This is a genomic window from Nonomuraea phyllanthi, assembly GCF_006334985.2.
Taxonomy (GTDB): domain Bacteria; phylum Actinomycetota; class Actinomycetes; order Streptosporangiales; family Streptosporangiaceae; genus Nonomuraea; species Nonomuraea phyllanthi.
On the sequence record NZ_VDLX02000019.1, the window covers coordinates 168,163 to 187,327 of the forward strand.

The 19,165-nt window shown below is 71.6% G+C and carries 16 protein-coding genes; 12 read left to right on the top strand and 4 right to left on the bottom strand.

What is annotated here, in order from left to right; all coding sequences use genetic code 11:
- Window positions 1–12: 12 nt before the first annotated feature.
- The 4 genes from FH608_RS39255 to FH608_RS39270 all read right to left on the bottom strand — a co-directional run bounded on the left by FH608_RS39255 (window position 13) and on the right by FH608_RS39270 (window position 4,657).
- Window positions 13–999 (bottom strand): tripartite tricarboxylate transporter substrate binding protein, encoded by a 987-nt coding sequence (locus tag FH608_RS39255; protein ID WP_139635485.1) that lies wholly within the window; start codon window positions 997–999, stop codon window positions 13–15.
- A 130-nt stretch (window positions 1,000–1,129) separates the two neighbouring features.
- Window positions 1,130–1,798: a GntR family transcriptional regulator gene (locus FH608_RS39260; RefSeq protein WP_139635486.1), complete on the bottom strand. Its 669-nt coding sequence runs from the start codon at window positions 1,796–1,798 to the stop codon at window positions 1,130–1,132.
- A gap of 232 nt (window positions 1,799–2,030) precedes the next feature.
- Window positions 2,031–3,491: a M81 family metallopeptidase gene (locus FH608_RS39265; RefSeq protein ID WP_139635488.1), complete on the bottom strand. Its 1,461-nt coding sequence runs from the start codon at window positions 3,489–3,491 to the stop codon at window positions 2,031–2,033.
- A gap of 11 nt (window positions 3,492–3,502) precedes the next feature.
- A complete protein-coding gene (locus tag FH608_RS39270) occupies window positions 3,503–4,657 on the bottom strand; it encodes an ROK family transcriptional regulator (protein WP_139635489.1) in 1,155 nt (384 codons plus the stop codon).
- Between the two features lie 203 nt (window positions 4,658–4,860).
- Between FH608_RS39270 and FH608_RS39275 the strand changes: the two genes are divergently transcribed.
- The 12 genes from FH608_RS39275 (at window position 4,861) to FH608_RS39330 (ending at window position 19,165) form a co-directional block, all read left to right on the top strand.
- Window positions 4,861–6,588 carry a peptide ABC transporter substrate-binding protein gene (locus FH608_RS39275; RefSeq protein WP_139635490.1) on the top strand — a complete coding sequence of 576 codons (1,728 nt, stop codon included), beginning with the start codon at window positions 4,861–4,863 and terminating at the stop codon, window positions 6,586–6,588.
- Window positions 6,589–6,591: 3 nt separating this feature from the next.
- The gene (locus tag FH608_RS39280; RefSeq protein WP_139635491.1) at window positions 6,592–7,551 is read left to right on the top strand and encodes an ABC transporter permease; all 960 of its coding nucleotides are present in this window, start codon (window positions 6,592–6,594) and stop codon (window positions 7,549–7,551) included.
- Window positions 7,548–8,432, top strand: coding sequence for an ABC transporter permease (locus tag FH608_RS39285; RefSeq protein WP_139635493.1), 885 nt, complete (start codon window positions 7,548–7,550; stop codon window positions 8,430–8,432). The genes FH608_RS39280 and FH608_RS39285 overlap by 4 nt, the downstream gene beginning before the upstream one ends.
- A gap of 16 nt (window positions 8,433–8,448) precedes the next feature.
- The gene (locus FH608_RS39290; protein WP_139635495.1) at window positions 8,449–10,476 is read left to right on the top strand and encodes an ABC transporter ATP-binding protein; all 2,028 of its coding nucleotides are present in this window, start codon (window positions 8,449–8,451) and stop codon (window positions 10,474–10,476) included.
- A gap of 111 nt (window positions 10,477–10,587) precedes the next feature.
- On the top strand, window positions 10,588–11,823 hold the full coding sequence (locus FH608_RS39295) for a cytochrome P450 (RefSeq protein WP_139635497.1): 1,236 nt from the start codon (window positions 10,588–10,590) through the stop codon (window positions 11,821–11,823).
- The gene (locus FH608_RS39300; protein WP_139635498.1) at window positions 11,820–12,998 is read left to right on the top strand and encodes a cytochrome P450; all 1,179 of its coding nucleotides are present in this window, start codon (window positions 11,820–11,822) and stop codon (window positions 12,996–12,998) included. Before FH608_RS39295 ends, FH608_RS39300 begins: the two co-directional genes overlap by 4 nt.
- 57 nt (window positions 12,999–13,055) lie before the next feature.
- On the top strand, window positions 13,056–13,979 hold the full coding sequence (locus FH608_RS39305; protein ID WP_226900294.1) for a PaaX family transcriptional regulator: 924 nt from the start codon (window positions 13,056–13,058) through the stop codon (window positions 13,977–13,979).
- Window positions 13,980–14,214: 235 nt separating this feature from the next.
- On the top strand, window positions 14,215–15,096 hold the full coding sequence (locus FH608_RS39310; protein WP_226900295.1) for a transporter substrate-binding domain-containing protein: 882 nt from the start codon (window positions 14,215–14,217) through the stop codon (window positions 15,094–15,096).
- Entirely contained in the window at window positions 15,093–15,932 is an 840-nt protein-coding gene (locus FH608_RS39315) for an amino acid ABC transporter permease (protein WP_139635499.1), read from the top strand. Before FH608_RS39310 ends, FH608_RS39315 begins: the two co-directional genes overlap by 4 nt.
- Window positions 15,929–16,765 carry an amino acid ABC transporter ATP-binding protein gene (locus FH608_RS39320; protein WP_139635500.1) on the top strand — a complete coding sequence of 279 codons (837 nt, stop codon included), beginning with the start codon at window positions 15,929–15,931 and terminating at the stop codon, window positions 16,763–16,765. Before FH608_RS39315 ends, FH608_RS39320 begins: the two co-directional genes overlap by 4 nt.
- Complete coding sequence (locus tag FH608_RS39325) at window positions 16,762–17,886, top strand: CapA family protein (RefSeq protein ID WP_139635501.1); 1,125 nt, start codon at window positions 16,762–16,764, stop codon at window positions 17,884–17,886. Before FH608_RS39320 ends, FH608_RS39325 begins: the two co-directional genes overlap by 4 nt.
- Window positions 17,879–19,165 carry a CaiB/BaiF CoA transferase family protein gene (locus FH608_RS39330; RefSeq protein WP_139635502.1) on the top strand — a complete coding sequence of 429 codons (1,287 nt, stop codon included), beginning with the start codon at window positions 17,879–17,881 and terminating at the stop codon, window positions 19,163–19,165. The genes FH608_RS39325 and FH608_RS39330 overlap by 8 nt, the downstream gene beginning before the upstream one ends.

Here is a 19,165-nt window from a genome sequence, read left to right on the forward strand (position 1 = left end):
GGTCGCGCCCGCTCACGAGCCGGAGGGCTGGAGGACGTCGGCGAAGCGCGTGTACTCCTGTTCGGCGAAGGAGGCGAACTCCTCCGCGCTGCGATAGGTCGGGACCGCTCCCGCGTTGGTCAGCGTCTGCGTGAAGCCCGGCGCCTGGGCGGCCTTGCTCACGGCGTCGCGCAGGCGCTGCGCGACGGGCTGCGGGAGGCCGGCGGGCGCGCCGATGCCGCCCCAGCCTCCGACCGTGATGTCGTGCCCCTCTTCCTTGCCTGTCGGCACGTCGGGAAGCTCCTTGGACCGCTCGGCGTCGAGCACGGCCAGCGCGCGTACCCGGCCGTCCTTCACCGAGGGAGCCACCTCGCTGACGCCCGCCACCGCCGCGTCCACCTTGTCACCGGCCGCGGCGGCGACCGCGGGCGCGCCCCCGTCGAAGGGCACCGGCTTGAAGCCGACGCCGGCCTGGTTCCCGAGCAGCGTGGTCGCGGCCTCCCAGATGGAGCCGGGACCGGAGTTGGCGACGCTGACCTCGTCCGGCTTGGACTTGGCCGCCTTGATGAGGTCGTCGAGCGACTTGTTCGGGCTGTCGGCCGGCACGACGACCACCGCGGGGACGTTCACCACCTGCCCGAGCATGGTGTAGTTCCCGGGCTTCACCTCGTAGCCGCGGTGGCCCAGCATGGACACCTCGACCGGGAGATAGCCCAGGGTGTACCCGTCGGGCTCGGCCGAGGCCAGGAACTTCATGGCGGTCGAGCCCGAGGCCCCGGGACGGTTCTCCACCACGATGCTGCGGCCGAGGTCCTTCTCCAGCTCGGTCGCCAGCGCGCGGGCGGTCATGTCCGACGCCCCGCCGGCGGCCGCGTGCACGATGAGATGGATGTCCTTCGACGGGTACTTCTCGGCCTCGGCGGAGCCGGCAGGGGTGCGATCGCCGGCGCAGGCCGCCGAGGCGATCAGGACCGCACCGAGGAGGACAGTAGCTGGAGCGGTACGGCGGAAGACGACCATGACCGCCTCCTTCCGGGAGATGCCTCGCTGCGGAGGCGTACTCGGACAGATCAGATAGAGGTCGGGCAGTTGGTTGGGCTGGTGACGCGCCGCTCCCCCGGGACGGCTGTCCTGACGACCGATCTACCGCTCAGTGGGCGCCCTTCGCGCGCGCGGCACGCATGCGGTTCTTGGCCCCCAGCAGGTGCGCCGACAGCTCCCGCACCGTCGACTCGACGTCGCCGGAGCGCACCCCCTCCAGCAGGGCGACGTGCGCCTCCGCCGACGGATGGAGGTCGGCGTCCTGCGCGTTGGTGACGCTGAGCAGGACCGAGAAGGTCGGGCGGTACTGCTCCCAGACGCTGACGAGCCGGCGGTGCCCCGACAGCTCGTAGAACCGGCTGTGGAACTCCAGGTCGGCGGAGGCGAAGTCCTCGGCCGAGCCGCGATCGGCCGCGTCCCGCATGGCGTCGATCGGTCCCTGCAGCGTGGCCCAGTCCTCCGGCGTCGCCCGCTCCATGCTCCGGCGCAGCGCCAGCGACTCCAGGGATTCGCGCAGCGTGTAGAGCTCCTCGACGTCGCTCTCGTCGAGGCCGACCACGAAGAGGCCGCGGCGCCGGGACTCCAGCAGGCCCTCGCCTTCGAGTTTGCGCAGGGCGTCGCGGATGGGCCCGCGGCTGATGTCGAACTCCCGGGCCAGCCGGTCCTCGACGAGGTGGGTGCCGGGTGCCAGCCGGCCGGTGATCACGAGGTAACGCAGCCGCCTGACCACTTCCTCGCCGAGTGTCGTGGCCTGGCGCAGGGACGTTATCTCGTACATGGCACCGCGTTTCGTTAACCGTCGACGGATATCGGTTAGCCGAATTAAACGCGCGTTACACAGCGGTGTCAATGCCTCAACTCACGGTGCGCTCGTCACGGCGGGCACTCCGTGAGCCTTCACGACCGGCCATGACAGAGGGCCACCCGCGTCGGCGCGTGCGGCCCACCGTGCTCTGCCGTACAAGAGAGTGGTGAACGGCGCCGCACAGATCACGGACGCCGCGGCCCGGTCAGGCGAGGGGACCGGAGCTCATCAAGGGGGCCGGATCCAGCGCGGCGTCGCGATCCAGCGGGAAGATCGGCCGCTTCAGGTTCCGGTACGGCAGCCGGTGCAGGTCCTGGTCCACGCCCCCCGGCGTGAGCGCCAGCATCCAGTCGGCGGCGGCCTCGAACAGCTCGGGCTCCAGATAGCCGATCTTGACGGTGACCACGTCCACGTCGGCGACGTCCACCCCGAGGCGCCGGTACGACTCCAGCAGCCGGTACTGCATCCGCCGCGAGGTCAGGAACACGCTCAGCCCGCCGACGCGCACGCCGGCCACCCGCCCGCCGTCCGGATCGTCGGCCAGCGCCTCCAGCGTCCCCTCCAGCAGCACCGGCCCCGGCGGGCGCGTGTCCACGCGGCCGCCCGCGCGCACGCTGACCGGCGAGCCGATCGGCAGGTGCCCGATGCGCGCCACCGCCTCGGGGTCGAACAGGGAGGCGTAGACGGCACGAACCGAGCCGTCGCGGATCTCGGGCCTGGCCAGCATCCGCTCCAGGGCGTAGGTGACGTCGTCGGCGCCGCCCGCGCCGGGGTTGTCACCGGAGTCGCTGATGAAGTACGGCCCGGCCGAGCCCGCCTTGAGCGCCGCGTCCAGGCACTCGTCCATGGAGCCCGTGGGCGCGACGAAGGCGAAGCCGTCGCGCGCGTCCCAGAACGCCTGCCCCAGCTCGCGTGCCGCCCGCTCGGTGGCGGCGGCGTCGGTGCCGGTGGCCACGACCGCACCGGTGCAGCGCGGCTCGTCGGCCCAGGCGAAGCCGATCCAGACGGCCGCGTCGATCACGCCCGGCCTCGCCTCGACCTCGGGGATGCGGGCGTACAGTCCGCGGGCGGGCTCGACGCGGGTGCTGGTCATCTCGCCGGGCAGCAGGATCGGCACGTGGACCAGCGCCTTGTGCGGCCGGCCGCCGCGCCGCAGCGCCTCGACGAGGTTGCGGGCGGCGCGCTCGCGGGTCTCCCAGACGTCCACATGGGGCGCGGTGCGGTAGCAGGTCAGCAGGTCGCAGCCGTCGAACAGGGTGGTGGAGACGTTGCCGTGCAGGTCCATGGCCGCCGACACCAGCGGCTCGGCGCCGATCACCGAGCGGATGGCGGTGATGAGGTCGCCTTCGGCGTCCTCGCGGCCCACGACGCTCATCGCGCCGTGGATGTCGAGCAGCACGCCGTCGAACGGGCCGCCGGCCAGGCCCCGGACGATCTCGTCGCGCCAGGCGTCGTACGCGGCGGGCTCGACCGCTCCGCCCGGCAGGGCGCGGGCGTGCACGATCGGCACCCATTCCACCCCGGCCGCCCACGGCTCGCCGAGCCAGGCGTACCTGCCGAGCAGGGCGTCGCCGCGGGTGACCTCGAAGTCGGCGGCGCCGCTGAGGTGCGGCGAGAAGGTGCTGGACTCGATGTGGATGCCGCAGACGGCGATACGGAGGGACACTGTGCTGCTTCCTAGGAGGGACGGATGTCCGCCAGGGGGCGGATGTCTGCAGTTTCGCGGATGAGGTGACTCAGCCCGATCAGCGCCGCGTCCGGCCCGGCGACGCTGGCCTCGATCGACAGCGACTGGGTGAGCGGGGGCAGGCAGCGCTCGTAGAGCATGCCCTTGACGGCCGCCACGTAGACGTCCAGGCTCGACAGCGCGCCCCCGATGACGACGCTGTCGGGATTGAGGAAGTTGACCAGGCCCGACAGGGCCACGCCCAGCAGCCGCCCGGCCTGGCGCACCAGCGTCACGACGGCCGGGTCGGCGTTGACGGTGGCGGCGATGACGTCGCCGGTGCTGGCCACGGGAAGGCCGCGCCCGGCCAGCTCGCGGACCAGTGCGGCGCCGCTGGCGACGGTCTCCAGGCAGCCGCGGCTGCCGCAGGAGCATTCGCGCTCGCCGCTGTCGGCCACGCGCACGTGGGTGACGTCGCCGCTCAGGCCGCGCCCGCCGCGGTAGACCTGGGCGCCGCTGACCAGGCAGCCGCCGATGCCGGTGCCGGCCTTGACGTAGATCATGTCGCCGGCGTCGCGGCGCGTGACGTGCTCGCCGATCGCGGCGGCCTTGGCGTCGTTGTCGACGACCGCGGTCACCTCGAAGCGGTCGCGCAGGTCGCTCTGCACGTCGTACCCGCTCCAGCCCGGCATGCGGGACGGGCCGATGAGCCGGCCGTGCGGGAAGTCCACCGGCCCCGGCAGGGCCATGCCGACGGCCAGCAGCCGCTGGCCGGGCGCGTGGGCGGCACGGACGCCGTCGAAGGCCTCGGTGACCGCGTCGAAGATCGCCTCTGGGCCCGCTCCTATGTCGATCGCGTGCTCCTCGGCCGCCAGCAGGGCGCCGGAGGGCAGGCAGAGGCCCACGCGGGCGTGCCGGCCGCCCAGTTCGGCCACGGCGAAGACGCCTCCGGCCTCGCGCAGCCGGAGAATCTTCGGGCGGCGCCCCCCGGTGGAGGCCCCCACGCCCTCCTCCAGGATCGCGCCCTCCTCCAGCAGGCGGCGCACCACGCTGGAGACCGTCGACGGAGCCACCTGCAGGGTCTCCACCAGATCCGCGCGGGAGGCGGCCTTGCCGCTGGCCAGCAGGCTCAGCGCCTGCTCGCGCAGACTAGCGGGGTCCGACATGCCTCTCCTCCTTGATGACACGGCAGATGCCCATCATCGGTCACGAAGACGATCACCGAAAGATGCTCCGCCGCGGACTCTATCCCGAAATAAGTCCCCTGAACAAAGCGGATTTTTCGGGTTGACTTGCAACTTGCATCTCTATACATTCTCCGGACTGAACGGCCCCTGGAGGGCACGCCCACGTCTCGCCGAGGAGAATCATGGGGACGAGAATCCGCATCATGAGCGGCGTGGTGGCCATCGGGCTCGCCCTGACCGCCTGCAGCGCGGGCGCCGGCAGCGGCTCGCAGCAGGGCGGCGCGCAGGGCAAGGACACCGTGACGGTGGCCTTCCGCACGCCCAACTGGATCCTGCCGATCTCGGCCCCCGGCTTCACCCAGGGCGAGAACGAGATCTTCTCCACCGCCCTGTACCGCAAGCTGTACGCCTACAAGCTCGACGGATCCAGCACCGACAACATCGACCCGGACCGGTCGCTGGCCCAGCCGCCCGTCGTCAGCGACGGCGGCAAGACGCTGACCATCACGCTCAAGGACAACACCTGGTCCGACGGCAAGCCGATCACCACGAAGGACGTCCAGTTCTGGTGGGACCTCGTCACCACCAACAAGGACAAGTGGGCGTCGTACAAGCCGGGCGGCTTCCCGGACAACATCTCCGACTTCAAGGTCAAGGACGACAAGACCTTCTCCCTGACGACGAAGAAGGAGTACAACACCGCCTGGTTCGTCGGCAACCAGCTCAACCGCATCGTGCCGCTGCCCCAGCACGCCTGGGACAAGGGCGACCCCAAGACGACCTTCGAGAAGCTGACCGCCGCCTCCAAGGACCCCAAGTCGTACGCGACGAACGCGCTGTGGAAGACCAACAGCGGCCCGTGGAAGCTGGAGAGCTACGTGCCCAGCGGCGAGGTGGTCCTGACCAAGCAGGACACCTACTCGGGCACCGACAAGCCGAAGCTCAACAAGATCGTGCTGCGCCCGTTCACCGGCGACGACGCCGAGTTCAACGTGCTGCGCGCCGGTCAGATCGACTACGGCTACATCCCGCCGGCCAACCTGTCGCAGAAGTCCTACCTGGAGTCCAAGGGCTACAAGGTCTCCCCCTGGTACGGGTGGTCGATCACGTACCTGCAGCTCAACTTCAACAACCCCGAGACGGGGGTGCTGTTCGAGCAGCCGTACCTGCGCCAGGCGCTGCAGATGCTCATCGACCAGCCCACCATCAGCAAGGTCATCTGGTCCGGCATGGCGGCGCCCACCTGCGGCCCGGTGCCGGCCAAGCCCGGCGCGACCGGCGGCGAGGGCTGCGTCTACCCCTTCGACCCGGCCAAGGCCCAGCAGTTGCTGGAGAGCCACGGCTGGAAGGTCGTGCCCGACGGGCAGACCACCTGCGCCGACCCGAGCCTGTGCGGTGAGGGCATCGCCAAGGACACCCCGCTGAACTTCACCGTGACCAGCCAGTCGGGCTTCTCCGCGACCACCAAGATGTTCGCCGAGATCAAGTCGGCGATGGCCAAGGTCGGCGTCCAGCTGACGATCAAGGAAGTGCCCGACTCCGTCGCGGTCACCCCGGCCTGCAAGCCCGATGAGTCCAAGTGCGACTGGGACATGTCGTTCTTCGGCTCCCAGGGCAGCTGGTACTACCCGGCCTTCGCCTCCGGCGAGCGCCTGTTCCAGACCGACGCGCCCGTCAACCTCGGCAGCTACAGCAACCCCGAGGCGGACAAGCTCATCGAGAAGGCGCAGTTCTCCGCCGACGCCGGGGCTCTGCAGGAGTACAACGACTTCCTGGCCAAGGACCTGCCGGTGCTCTGGATGCCGAACCCCGTCTACCAGATCTCGGCGTACAAGTCGGGCCTGCAGGGCGTCGAGCCGCAGGACCCGATGAACCTGATGTACTTCCAAGACTGGTCCTGGAAGAGCTGACCCTTGACCAGGTACCTCCTCACGCGCCTGGGCCAGGCCCTGGTCATCGTGATCCTGGTGACGCTGATCACGTTCGTGATCCTGCACCTGCTGCCAGGAGGCGCGGCTCGGGCCATCCTCGGCAAGGAAGCGACGCTGCAGCAGATCGCCGCCTTCAATCACGAGATGGGGTACGACCGGCCGCTGTGGGAGCAGTACGCGATGTACCTGCAGCGGCTGGTCCAAGGTGACCTGGGCTACTCCTTCCAGCTCAACCAGTCGGTGGCCGAGGCCATCGTCCAGCGCCTGCCCAAGACCATGCTGCTGTCGCTGGCCTCGACGCTGCTCGCCGTCGTGGTGGCCGTCCCGCTGGGCGTGGTGCAGGCCGTGCGCCGCAACCGCTGGCCCGACTACACGATCAACGCGCTGTCGCTGCTGGCGTACGCCACGCCGATCTTCTTCATGGGTCTCATGATGATCATTCTGTTCTCCCAGGTGTGGCCCGTCCTGCCACCCGAGGCCTCGCAGGGCTTCACCCTGGCGGAGATGCTGGCCGACCCCGCCGGGCTGGTGCTGCCCACGGTGACGCTGGCGATCCTCACCGTCGCGGTCTACTCCCGCTACATCCGCTCCTCGATGGTCGACAACCTGAACGAGAACTACGTCCGTACGGCACGCAGCAAGGGCCTGTCGGAGGGCCGGGTGATCGTCGGGCACACGCTGCGCAACGGCCTGTTCCCCGTGATCACCCTGCTCGGCATGTATCTGCCCGCGCTGTTCAGCGGCGCCCTCGTGGTCGAGCGGCTGTTCAACTTCCCGGGCATGGGGCTGCTGTTCTGGCAGGCGGCGCTCAAGCGGGACTACCCGATCCTGCTCGGCGTCACGCTGCTGATCTCGGTGGCCACCGTGGTCGGCGCGCTGGTCGCCGACGTGCTCTACGCCGCGGTCGACCCGCGCGTGCGGCTCAGGGCGGGCCGCTCATGACCGCCACCCCGCACGAGGAGGAGGCGCCGGTCCGCGGGATGTGGCGCCAGGGGTTCGAGGTCTTCTGCGAGAACCGGCTGGCCCTCGTCGGCGTGGGCATCTTCGTCCTGCTGACGGCCTTCAGCTTCCTCGGGCCGGTCTTCTACCGGACCGACCAGGTGCACACCGACCTCACCCAGGTCTTCCTGACCCCCGGCACGGGCGGGCACCCCTTCGGCACCGACGGCGTGGGCTACGACCAGTTCGGGCGCCTGATGCTCGGCGGCCAGACCTCCATCGTGGTCGGGCTGGCCGCCGGCCTGCTGGCCACGGTCGTCGGCACCATCTGGGGCGCCATCGCCGGGTTCGCCGGCGGCTGGCTCGACGCCGTCATGATGCGGGTGGTCGACGCGATGATGTCGATCCCCGCGCTCTTCCTGTTCATGCTCATGGCCTCGATCGTCACGCCCACGGTGCCGATGCTCATCGTCATCATCGGCGCCTTCGCCTGGCTCGGCCCCGCCCGGCTGGTGCGCGGCGAGGCGCTCACCCTGCGCACCCGCGAGTACGTCATGGCGATGCGCGGCATGGGCGGCACCGGCGGGCGCGCGGTGCGCCGGCACATCATCCCCAACGCCATCGGCACGGTGATCGTCAACGCCACCTTCCAGGTCGCCGACGCCATCCTGTACGTGGCCTACCTGTCCTTCCTCGGCCTGGGGGTGCCGCCGCCCGCGGCGAACTGGGGCGGCATGCTGTCCGACGGCCTGTCGGACACCTTCAGCGGCCACTGGTGGCTGCTCTACCCCCCGGGAATCGCCATCATCCTCATCGTCCTCGCCTTCAACTTCATCGGCGACGGGCTGAGGGACGTCTTCGAGGTCCGCCTCCGGCGGCGTTAGCAGGAGGGTTTCGTACATGGAGGCCACCCACCAGCCGCTGTTGCGGCTGCGCGACCTCAGCACGGACATCGCGCTGCGGCGTGGCACCGTGCACGCGCTCGACCAGGTCAACCTCCAGGTCGACCAGGGCGAGACGCTCGGGATCGTGGGCGAGTCGGGCAGCGGCAAGACCATGACCGTACTGTCGATCATGGGGTTGCTGCCGCACGGAGGAAGCGTCGTCGGCGGGGAGATCCTCTTCGACGGCCGCGACCTGCGCGGGCTGGAGGCCCAGGAGCTGCGCCGGGTGCGCGGCGTCGAGATGGGCATGGTCTTCCAGGACCCGCTCACCTCCCTGAACCCCACCATGCGCATCGGCGCCCAGGTCGCCGAGCCCCTGCGCGTCCACCAGGGCATCGGCAAGGCCGAGGCGCGCGATCGGGCCGTCGAGATCCTGCGGCGGGTCGGCATGCCGAGGCCCGACAAGATCGTCGACGACTACCCGCACCAGCTGTCGGGCGGCATGCGCCAGCGCGTGGTCATCGCCATGGCGCTCATCCGCTCCCCGCGCCTGCTCATCGCCGACGAGCCCACCACGGCGCTGGACGTCACCACCCAGCGCCAGATCCTCGAACTCATCGACGACCTGCGCGAGGAGTTCAAGATGGCGGTCATCCTCGTCACCCACGACCTCGGGGTGATCGCCGGCCGCGCCGACAGGGTCGCCGTCATGTACGCGGGCCGCGTGGTGGAGACCGGCACGACGGCCGAGCTGTTCCGCTCGCCGCGCCACCGCTACACCGAGGCGCTCATGCGCGCCCTGCCCGAGTCCGCCGCGGCCGACGCTGATGGGCAGGGCCGCCTCTACAGCATCCCGGGGCTCCCGCCCGACCTGTCGCGGCCGCTGACCGGCTGCCGCTTCGCGCCCCGGTGCCGGTTCGCCACCGACGAATGCCGGACCACCGACGTCGCCCTCACCCCGGACGGCGCCGGGAGCGGGCACGAGTTCGCCTGCCTGCACCCCGTCACCGAGCCCGTCGCGATCACGGCGTCGTCCGCCGCCCCGCGGGCCGCGTCCGGCGCGGCCGAGCCGCTGCTGACCGTGCGCGACCTGGTCAAGGAGTACGACGCGGGCGGCGCGGGCGTCCGCAAGGTCTCGGGGCGGGTCAGCGCCGTGGCCGGTGTGTCCTTCGACGTCGCGCCCGGCGAGACGCTCGGCATCGTGGGGGAGTCCGGGTGCGGCAAGTCGACCGTCGGCCGCCTCGTCGCCGGCCTCGAACCGTCCACCAGCGGCCAGATCATCGTGGACGGCACCGACGTCGCCACCCTGGGCAGGGCCGCCCGGCACCGCATGCACCGGCAGGTGCAGCTGATGTTCCAGGACAGCTACGCGGCCATGAACCCGCGCATGCGCATCGACTCCATCCTCACGGAGCCGCTGGAGATCCAGCGGGTGGGCGACGCCGCCGCCCGCCGCGCCCGGGTCAGCGAGCTGCTCGACCAGGTCGGGCTGCCGCGCCGCGCCCTGGAGCGCTATCCCCACGAGTTCTCCGGCGGGCAGCTCCAGCGGATCGGGCTGGCCAGGTCGCTGGCGCTGCGGCCGCGCCTGATCGTGGCCGACGAGCCGGTCAGCGCGCTCGACGTGTCGGTGCAGGCGCAGGTGCTCAACCTCATGCGCGACCTGCAGCGCGGCCTCGGGCTGTCGTACGTGTTCATCAGCCACGACCTGTCCGTGGTGGACTACATGGCCGACCGCATCGGCGTGATGTACCTCGGCAAGCTGGTGGAGGCGGGCCCCGCCCACCAGGTGGTCCGCGCCCCGCGCCACCCCTACACCCAGGCGCTGCTCGACGCCGTCCCCTCACCCCATCCCGGCCACGCGTCGAATGCGGGCACGGCCATCCGGGGCGAGCTGCCGAGCGCCGTGAACCCGCCGACCGGCTGCCGCTTCCGTACCCGCTGCCCCCTGGCGCAGGACATCTGCGCCACCGAGCCGCCGCTCGAGGGCGGGACGCACCAGGTCGCCTGCCACTTCCCCCTGCGCCAGGAGCCGCCGGAGAGCTGATCGCCCACTCGGCGGTGGCATGGACATATACGCCACTGTTGACGCACGTAATGATAAATGTCTAACGTCATAGGGTCTTTGTCGAGCCTGCGAGCGCGAGGAAAGGCCGTGATGACCACGCCACCACAGGACACAGGATCCGCCCGCGACCTCACCCAGGGCCTCACCCAGGACTTCGACCCTCGCGCCCCCGAGACCTTCACCAGCGCCCACGCGCTGTACAAGGAGATGAGGTCGTCCTGCCCGGTCGCCCACAGCACGGCCTACGACGGCGGGTTCTGGGCGCTGTTCCGGTACGAGGACGTCAAGCGCGTCCTCGACGGCCGCGCCCTGTTCACCACGTCGGTGCAGAACACGGTGCCGAGGTTCGCCTTCACCGGGCGCCGGCCGCCGCTGCACTTCGACCCGCCCGAGCACACCGCCTACCGGCGGGTGATCAACCGTTTCTTCACGCGGGACAGGATGGCCGCGCTGGAGCCGCGGGTGCGCGAGTCCGCCGTCCAGTTGCTCCAGCCCCTCATCGAGGCCGGCGAGGGCGACGTCTCGATCGACTACGCGCAGAAGTTCCCGGCACACGTGTTCGCGGCGTTCTTCAATCTGCCGACCGAACTGGCCGAGCTGATCAAAGAGATCAGCGCCGCGTACGTTGCAGCCATCCAGATCGTCGACACGGATAACGTCGTACGTCTGAGCCGCCGCCTGTACCAGATCGCGCAGGCGGTGATCGACGAGCGGCGTGCCCACCCGCTGGATCCCGGCCATGACCTCACCAGCGCTCTCATGGAGGCCGAGTACGAGGGCGAGCCGCTGCCGCCCGACATGGTGCTGGGCTGCGTCCGGCAGCTGCTGGTGACCGGGATGGTGGCGCCCAGCGTGTTCATCGGGAACATGTTCGTGCACCTGAGCGGCGACCCCGCGCTCGCCGACCTGCTGCGCGCGGACGCGTCCCGCGTCCCGGCGGCGGTCGAGGAGTTCCTGAGGCTGTACGGCCCGTACCGCGGCATGGCCAGGACGGCCCGCGAGGACGTGACGATCGGCGGCCGGCTGATCAGGGCCGGCGAGCCCATCGCCCTCGTGTACACCTCCGCCAACCGGGACGAGCGCGTCTTCCCCGACGGCGAGACGTTCCGGCTCGACCGCCCGAACCTGGCCAGACACCTCGCCTTCGGCGGCGGCGTCCACACCTGCCCCGGCGCTCCGCTGGCCCGCATCATGCTGGTCACGACGCTGGCGGAGGCGCTGGCGCGGACGTCGGCGTTCGAGGTGAGCGGCGAGATCACGATGGCGAGGTGGGCCGAGTGGGGCACCAACTCCGTGCCCATGCGCTTCACGGCGGCGGCCCGATGATCCCCGCCGACTTCGACCCGGACGAGGGCGGCTCCCCCGAGGAGAGCCTGGAGACGTACGCCCGGCTGCGCAGGTCCTGCCCCGTGGCCCGCGGCGAAGGCTACGGCGGCTTCTGGGCGCTGACCCGCTACGCCGACGTGGCCGCCGCCGCCGGCGACCCGGTCACCTTCATCTCCTCCGTACGCGCCGTCGTCCCGAGCGATCCGCGCGGGCTGCGCCGCCCGCCGCTCAACTACGACGCCCCGGCCCACACGCCGTACAGAAGAGCCCTCGACCGCACGCTCCAGCGGGCCCGCATCGCGCGCCTGGAGCCGCGGCTGCGCGAGCACGCCGCGCGCGAGCTGGCCCCGCTCCTGGAGCGCGGCGGCGGTGACATCGCCCAGGAGTTCGGCGCGCAGTTCCCCGCCTGGGTCACCACCGAGTGGCTGAACCTCGACCCGGAGCTCGCCCCGGAGCTGGCCGTCACGGCCGCGCGCTGGGTGCGGGCCTGGCGGGCCCTGGACCGCGAGATGGTCGGCGAGACCAGCGAGCGCATGTACGGCATCGCCCGCGATCTGGTGCGGGACCGCCGCGCGGCGCCGCGCCCGGTCGAGGAGGACCCGGCCAGCTCCCTGCTGGCCGAGCGCCCCGGCGGGCGGCCGCTGGAGGAGGAGCACATCGTGGGCGCGCTGCGCCAGTGCCTGGTCGTGGGCATGGTGGCGCCGCCCATCCTGCTCGGCTCCATCTGCGTGCACCTGTCGCGCCACCGCGAGCTGCAGTCGGAGCTGCGGGCGCGCCCCGACCTGATGCCCGCCGCGATGGAGGAGTTCCTGCGCCTGTACACGCCCTACCGCGGCTTCGCCCGCACCGTCGGCCACGAGATCGAGCTGCACGGGCGGCGCATCCGCCCCGGCGAGCCGGTGACCCTCGTCTACGCCTCGGCCAACCGGGACGAGGAGGTCTTCCCCGATCCCGACGCGTTCGTGCTGGGCCGCCCCAACATCGCGGCGCACCTGGCCTTCGGGCGCGGCCGGCACGCCTGCGCCGGCATGCCGCTGGCCCGGCTGTCGATGCGCGTCGCGCTGGAGGAGCTGCTGCGGCGCACGTCCGCCCTGGAGGTCTGCGGGCCGGTGGAGAGCGCCCGCATGCCCGAGATCGGCGCGGTGTCCGTTCCGGTGCGGCTTCGCCCGTCCTGAGACGTACGACGGATCGATTGCGTTCGTATGCGTAAGCGTAATGCATATACTCCTACCGTGACTGACGGTGGATGGGCAGAGACAGGCGACGTCGATCTCCCGCGCTTCCAGGTGGGCGCGCCCCCGCAGCATCTGATCACGACGCTGCTCGGCGACTACTGGATCAGCAGGCCGGAGCAGTTGCCGTCGGCGGCGCTGGTGCGGCTGGCCGAGGAGTTCGGCGTGTCCGCCGTGGCCGCCCGTGCCGCCCTCTCCCGCCTGGCCAGGCGGGACCTGCTGGAGTCGTCCAAGGTGGGGCGGCGCACCTACTACCGGCTGACCGACCGGGCCGCCGCCGTGCTGCTGGACGGGCGCCAGCGGATCATGTCGTTCGGGCTCGACCAGGGAGCCTGGGACGGCACCTGGGTGGTGGCCGCGTTCTCCATCTCCGAGGAGCAGCGCGACCTGCGCCACGCGCTGCGCGCCCGGCTGCGCTGGCTGGGCTTCGCCCCGCTCTACGACGGGCTGTGGGTCTCTCCCACGGCGGACGCGGGCGACGCGGCGGCGGTGCTGGCCGAGCTGCGGGTGCCCACGTCCACGATCTTCAGCGCCCGGGCGCTCGACTCGACCGGCACGCGGGCGCCGCAGGAGGCATGGGACTTCGACCAGCTCCGGCGCACCTATGAGGGGTTCGTGGCACAGTACTCCCCGCTCCTGATCCGCGTCCGCAAGGGCGCGGTGGGGGCGTCGGAGGCCCTGGTGGCGCGTACGGGGATCATGGACACCTGGCGCACCTTCCCCAACCACGACCCCGACCTGCCGGCCGAGCTGCTGCCCGACGACTGGCCGCGGGGCGCGGCCAGAAACGTGTTCGTGGAGATCTACGACACCCTGGGCCCGCTCGCCGAGTTCCGGGTCAAGCAGATCGTCGCCGAGTTCGAGCCCGATCTGGCCGAGTTGGTGGCCCACCACCGCACCAGCCTGATCCTCGCCCCTCGCTGATCCTGGTCGCGCCCCCGCCGGTCAACGGCGGGGGCGCGACGTCTTCTCCTGCCCGCTCGCCGGTCATGCGGATGGCCGGCGCGAGCGTGCCGCTGTTTCGCTTCGCGCGTCCTCCTTCCTTCGGGCACCGAGACCCCTTGACAGACGGACGGTCCTAGATGTGACATTAATGCCAACGATCGCAACGCCAGTTGCAGCATGATCGGGTCGCCGGAGGACCACCATGAGATTGCCCATGACCACCCTCGCGGCCGTGGCGGCCCTGACCCTCGCCGGTGCCTCGGCCTGCGGCGGAGGCGGTGGCGAGACGACGGGAGCGACCGGCGGGACGGCCCTGTACGACCGCCTACCCGATGCCATCAAGGAGGCGGGCGTCATCCGATTCGCCGGGGATTCGCACCCTCCCTACCGGATCGTCGCCAACGACGGCAAGACCGTGACGGGCATCGACAAGGAGATGCAGGACGCCCTCGGCAAGGTGCTGGGGGTCCGCACCGAGATCTCGATCGTCAACGGCCTGCCCGCCGCGCTGTCCGGCATGCTCGCCTCCCGCTACGACGCCTTCAACGGCCCCGTCAAGGACACCGCCGAGCGCGAGAAGCAGTTCGACGCCATCGTGTGGATGGTCAGCCGCACCTCCTACCTCATCCCCAAGTCCGGCTCCGCCGCCGTCAAGAGCGCCGGTGACCTGTGCGGCAAGCGCGTCGCGGGCACCGCGGGCAGCATCGTGGAGGACCAGACCAAGCGGCTGAGCGACTGGTGCGCCAAGCAGGGCAAGCCGGCCATCGTCTTCATCGGGCTCGCCGACACCAACGGCACGATCCTGGCCGCCAAGTCCGGCCGCGCCGACGCCGCCGGCATGACCGAGAGCGGCGCGATCGACGCGATGAACAAGGAGAAGGACGCCTTCACGTACGTGACGCAGTCCGACGAGCAGGGCGCCGGCATCGACCAGCTCGCCATGCTGGTGCCCAAGGCCGGCGGCCTGGGCCCGGTCATGCTGGAGGCGTTCAAGGAGATCTTCAAGAACGGCGAGTACCAGCGGATCGTCGACAAGTACGGCCTCAAGAACGTGGCCGTGGACGAGCCCAAGCTGAACACCGCGGCGGTGCGATGAGCTCGCCCGCGGTGGACGTGGCCGACGCGCGCCCCCGGGTGCGCCCGCTGCGCTGGCTGGCCGGAGCCGTGCTGCTCGTGCTGGCCGCGCAGCTGGCCTGGTTCCTCGTCACCAACCCGCGCTTCGAGTGGCCGGTCGTCGCCGACTACCTCCTCGACCCCAACATCCTGGCGGGGCTGGGCATGTCGCTGCTGCTCACCGTCGTCGCCATGGCGCTGGGCAGCGGGCTCGGCGTGCTGCTGGCCGCCGGCCGGCTGAGCGGATTCAAGCCGCTCGCCTGGGCCTGCGGCGTCTACGTGGCGGTCTTCCGCGGCATACCGCCGCTGGTCCAGCTCATCTTCTGGTTCAACCTGGGCTACCTGCTGCCGCGGATCTCGCTGGGCGTGCCCTTCGGGCCCACCTTCGCCTCGTGGCCCACCAACGCGGTGATCAGCTCGCTGACCGCCGCGATCCTCGGGCTCACGCTGCACGAGGCCGCGTACATGGCCGAGATCGTCCGGGCGGGCCTGCTGGCGGTGGACGGCGGCCAGCGCGACGCGGCCCGCGCCATGGGCTTCACCGCCCGGCAGAGCTTCGTCAAGGTCGTCCTGCCCCAGGCCATGCGGGTGATCATCCCGCCCACCGGCAGCCAGTTCATCAGCCTGCTCAAGGGCACCTCGCTGGTCAGCGTGATCGCCATGGCCGACCTGCTCTACTCGGTGCAGGTGATCTACAACAGGACGTACCAGATCGTGCCGCTGCTGATCGTCGCCTGCGCCTGGTACCTGGCGGTGGTCACCGTCCTGTCGGTCGGCCAGCGGCGCCTGGAGCGGCACTTCGGAAAGGGGCAGCGGTGAACGCCACACCGGTCCTGCGCGTCCAGAACGTGCGCAAGCGGTTCGGCGACCACGTGGCGCTCGACGGGATCAGCCTGGACGTGCACGAGGGCGAGGTCGTCACGGTGATCGGCCCGTCCGGGTCCGGCAAGTCCACCCTGGTCCGCTGCGTCCACCAGCTGGAGGGCATCGACGGCGGCGCCATGTACCTCGACGGCGAGCTGCTCGGCCACGAGTCGCACCGCGGCCACCTGCGGCCCCTGCCGGACCGGCGCGTGGCCGCCCAGCGCGGCCGCATGGGCATGGTCTTCCAGCAGTTCAACCTGTTCGCCCACTGGAGCGTGCTGCGCAACCTCACCGAGGCGCAGGTCGCCGTGCACGGCCGCACGCCGGAGCGGGCCCGCGAGGAGGCCCTGCGGCTGCTGGAGCGGGTGGGGCTCGCGGGCAAGGCGGACGCCCATCCGCGGCAGCTGTCCGGTGGCCAGCAGCAGCGCGTGGCCATCGCCCGCGCCCTGGCCACCGACCCCCGGATCATGCTGTTCGACGAGCCGACCAGCGCGCTGGACCCCGAGCTGGTGGACGAGGTGCTGGGCGTCGTCCGCGCCCTGGCCGCCGGTGGCATGACCATGATCATCGTTACGCACGAGATGGCCTTCGCCCGCGAGGTCGCCGACCGGTGCGTCTTCATGGAGCACGGGCGCGTCGTCGAGACCGGCACGCCCGAGGAGATCTTCGACCGTCCGTCGTCGCCGCGCCTGCGCGCGTTCCTGTCGCGGTTCTCCCAGGAACGAGTGGCAGAGGGCGAAGCCGCGAGTGAGCCGGAGAAGGAGCTGGAGAAGGGGAACGCCCGATGAGTGCCCTCACCGTGATGTCCGTCGGCGACCTGGTGGTGGACGAGCCCGATCCGGCGTCGTTCTTCGCCCCCGCCGGCGGGACGCTGCGCCGCGGCGACGTCGTGATCGGCCACGTCGAGGTGCCGCACAGCACCTCGACGGCCCAGGTCAGCACCGACGTGCCCGCCCCGCCCGCCGACCCCGCCGCGCTGGCCGCGATCGCCGGGGCGGGCTTCCATGTCGTGACCCTCGCGGGCAACCACGTCTACGACGTCGGCGACCAGGGCGTGGCCGACACCCTCAAGTACGCGGCGGAGGCCGGCCTGGCCACCGCGGGCGCGGGCATGACCCTCGACGAGGCCCGCCGGCCCGCCGTGGTCGAGCGCGGCGGGATGCGCGTCGGCGTGCTCAGCTACAACTGCGTCGGCCCGCGCGAGTCCTGGGCCACCAGCCGCAAGCCCGGCTGCGCGTACGTCAAGGTGCTCACCCACTACGAGCTCGACCACGCCAGCCCCGGCGGGCCACCGGCCGTCTACACCTTCGCCGACCCCGACCACCTGGAGCGGATGGCCGCCGACGTGGCGGCGCTGGCGGCCGAGGCGGACGTCGTGCTGGTGTCGATGCACAAGGGCGTCGGCCACACGCCCGCCGCGCTGGCCATGTACGAGAAGCCCGTCGCCCGTGCCGCGATCGACGCGGGAGCGCACGCCGTGTTCGCCCACCACGCCCACATCATGCGCGGCGTCGAGATGTACCGGGACCGGCCCATCTACCACGGGCTCGGCAACTTCGTCACCGTCACCCACGCCCTGACGCCCGCCGCCGGCGACGCCAATGAGCGGGCCCGATGGGCGCGCCGCCGCAAGGAGCTGTACGGCTTCGCCCCCGACCCGGACATGCCGTTCTACCCCTTCCACCCCGAGAGCAGGAACACCGCCATCGCCGTCTGCCGCTTCGACCGCGACGGGCTGGTGTCGGCGGGGTTCGTGCCGTGCTGGATCGACGACGCGGGCCGTCCCGTGCCGCTGGGCGACGGCGAGGAGGGGCGGCGGGTCGCCGCGTACGTCGCGGACATCACCCGCCGGGCGGGCCTGGACACGGAGTTCGGCTGGGCGGGCGACGAGGTGGTGCTGCGTGGCTGAAAGCGCTCTTCCGGGTCCCCCCGCCGGTCCCCCCGCGGGTCCTCTTACGGGTCCTCTTACTGGCCGCACCGTCGTCGACCTGACGACCGCGCTGGCCGGACCGTACGCGACCCTGCTGCTGGCCGGGCTCGGCGCCCGCGTCATCAAGGTGGAGAACCCGCTGACCGGCGGCGACAGCTCCCGCAACAACTCGCCCTACGTCGGCGCGGACGGGCTCACCACGGTCCGGCGCGAGCCGGACGACATGTCGGTGTCGATGCTGCTGCGCGGCCGCAACAAGCGGAGCGTCACGCTCAACCTCAAGCACCCCAGGGCCCGCGACGTCCTGGGCGGGCTGGTGCGGGTGGCCGACGTCATGGTCGACAACTACAGCGCCGGAGTCACGGCCCGGCTCGGCATCGGCCACGACTGGGCGAGCGCGCTCAACCCGCGCATCGTGTGCACCTCCATCAGCGGCTTCGGGGCGCAGGGCGGGCCGGGCTCCGGCAAGGCGATGGACACCATCGTGCAGGCGCTCAGCGGGGTGATGATGACCGCGGGCGCGCCCGGCGAGCCGCCCGTCCGCTTCGGGCTGCCCGCTGGCGACCTGGTCGCGCCGCTCTACGCGGTGATCGGCACGCTGGCCGCCGTCATCCAGGCGGACGCCACCGGGCGCGGGCAGCACGTGGACGTGTCCATGCTCGGCGCGCTCACCTCGCTGGTCGCCTGCGAGCCGTTCGACGCCTACGAGCGGCTGGGCCTGCCGTCGCGCACCGGGACGACCGTGCCGCGGCTGGCGCCGTTCGGCACGTTCCCCGCCGCCGACGGCTGGTTCGCGCTGTGCGGGCCGACCGACGCCTTCGCCCGCGGCCTGTTCGCCGCCATGGACCGGCCCGAGCTGGCCGCCGATCCGCGCTTCGCCACCCGCGACGCGCGCGTCGCCGGCGCGGACGAGCTGCACGGGATGATCGCGGCGTGGGCGGCGGACCGGCCGCTCGCCGAGATCCTCGACCTGCTGGCCCGGAACGGGGTGCCCGCGGCCGAGGTCCGCGAGCCCGTCGCCGCCGTCCGCGACCCGCTCGTGCTGGAGCGCGGCGAGGTCGTGCCGCTGGAGCACCCGCGCCACGGCCGCGACGCCGGGTTGTACGGGACGGGCGTGCCGATCCGCTTCTCCGCCGCCGGGGCCGCGCTGGACGAGCCCGCGCCCGCGCTCGGCGAGCACAACGCCGAGGTGTACGGCGGCCTGCTCGGCTACTCCGACGACGAGCTCAAGGCCCTGGCCGACGAGGGGGTGATCTAG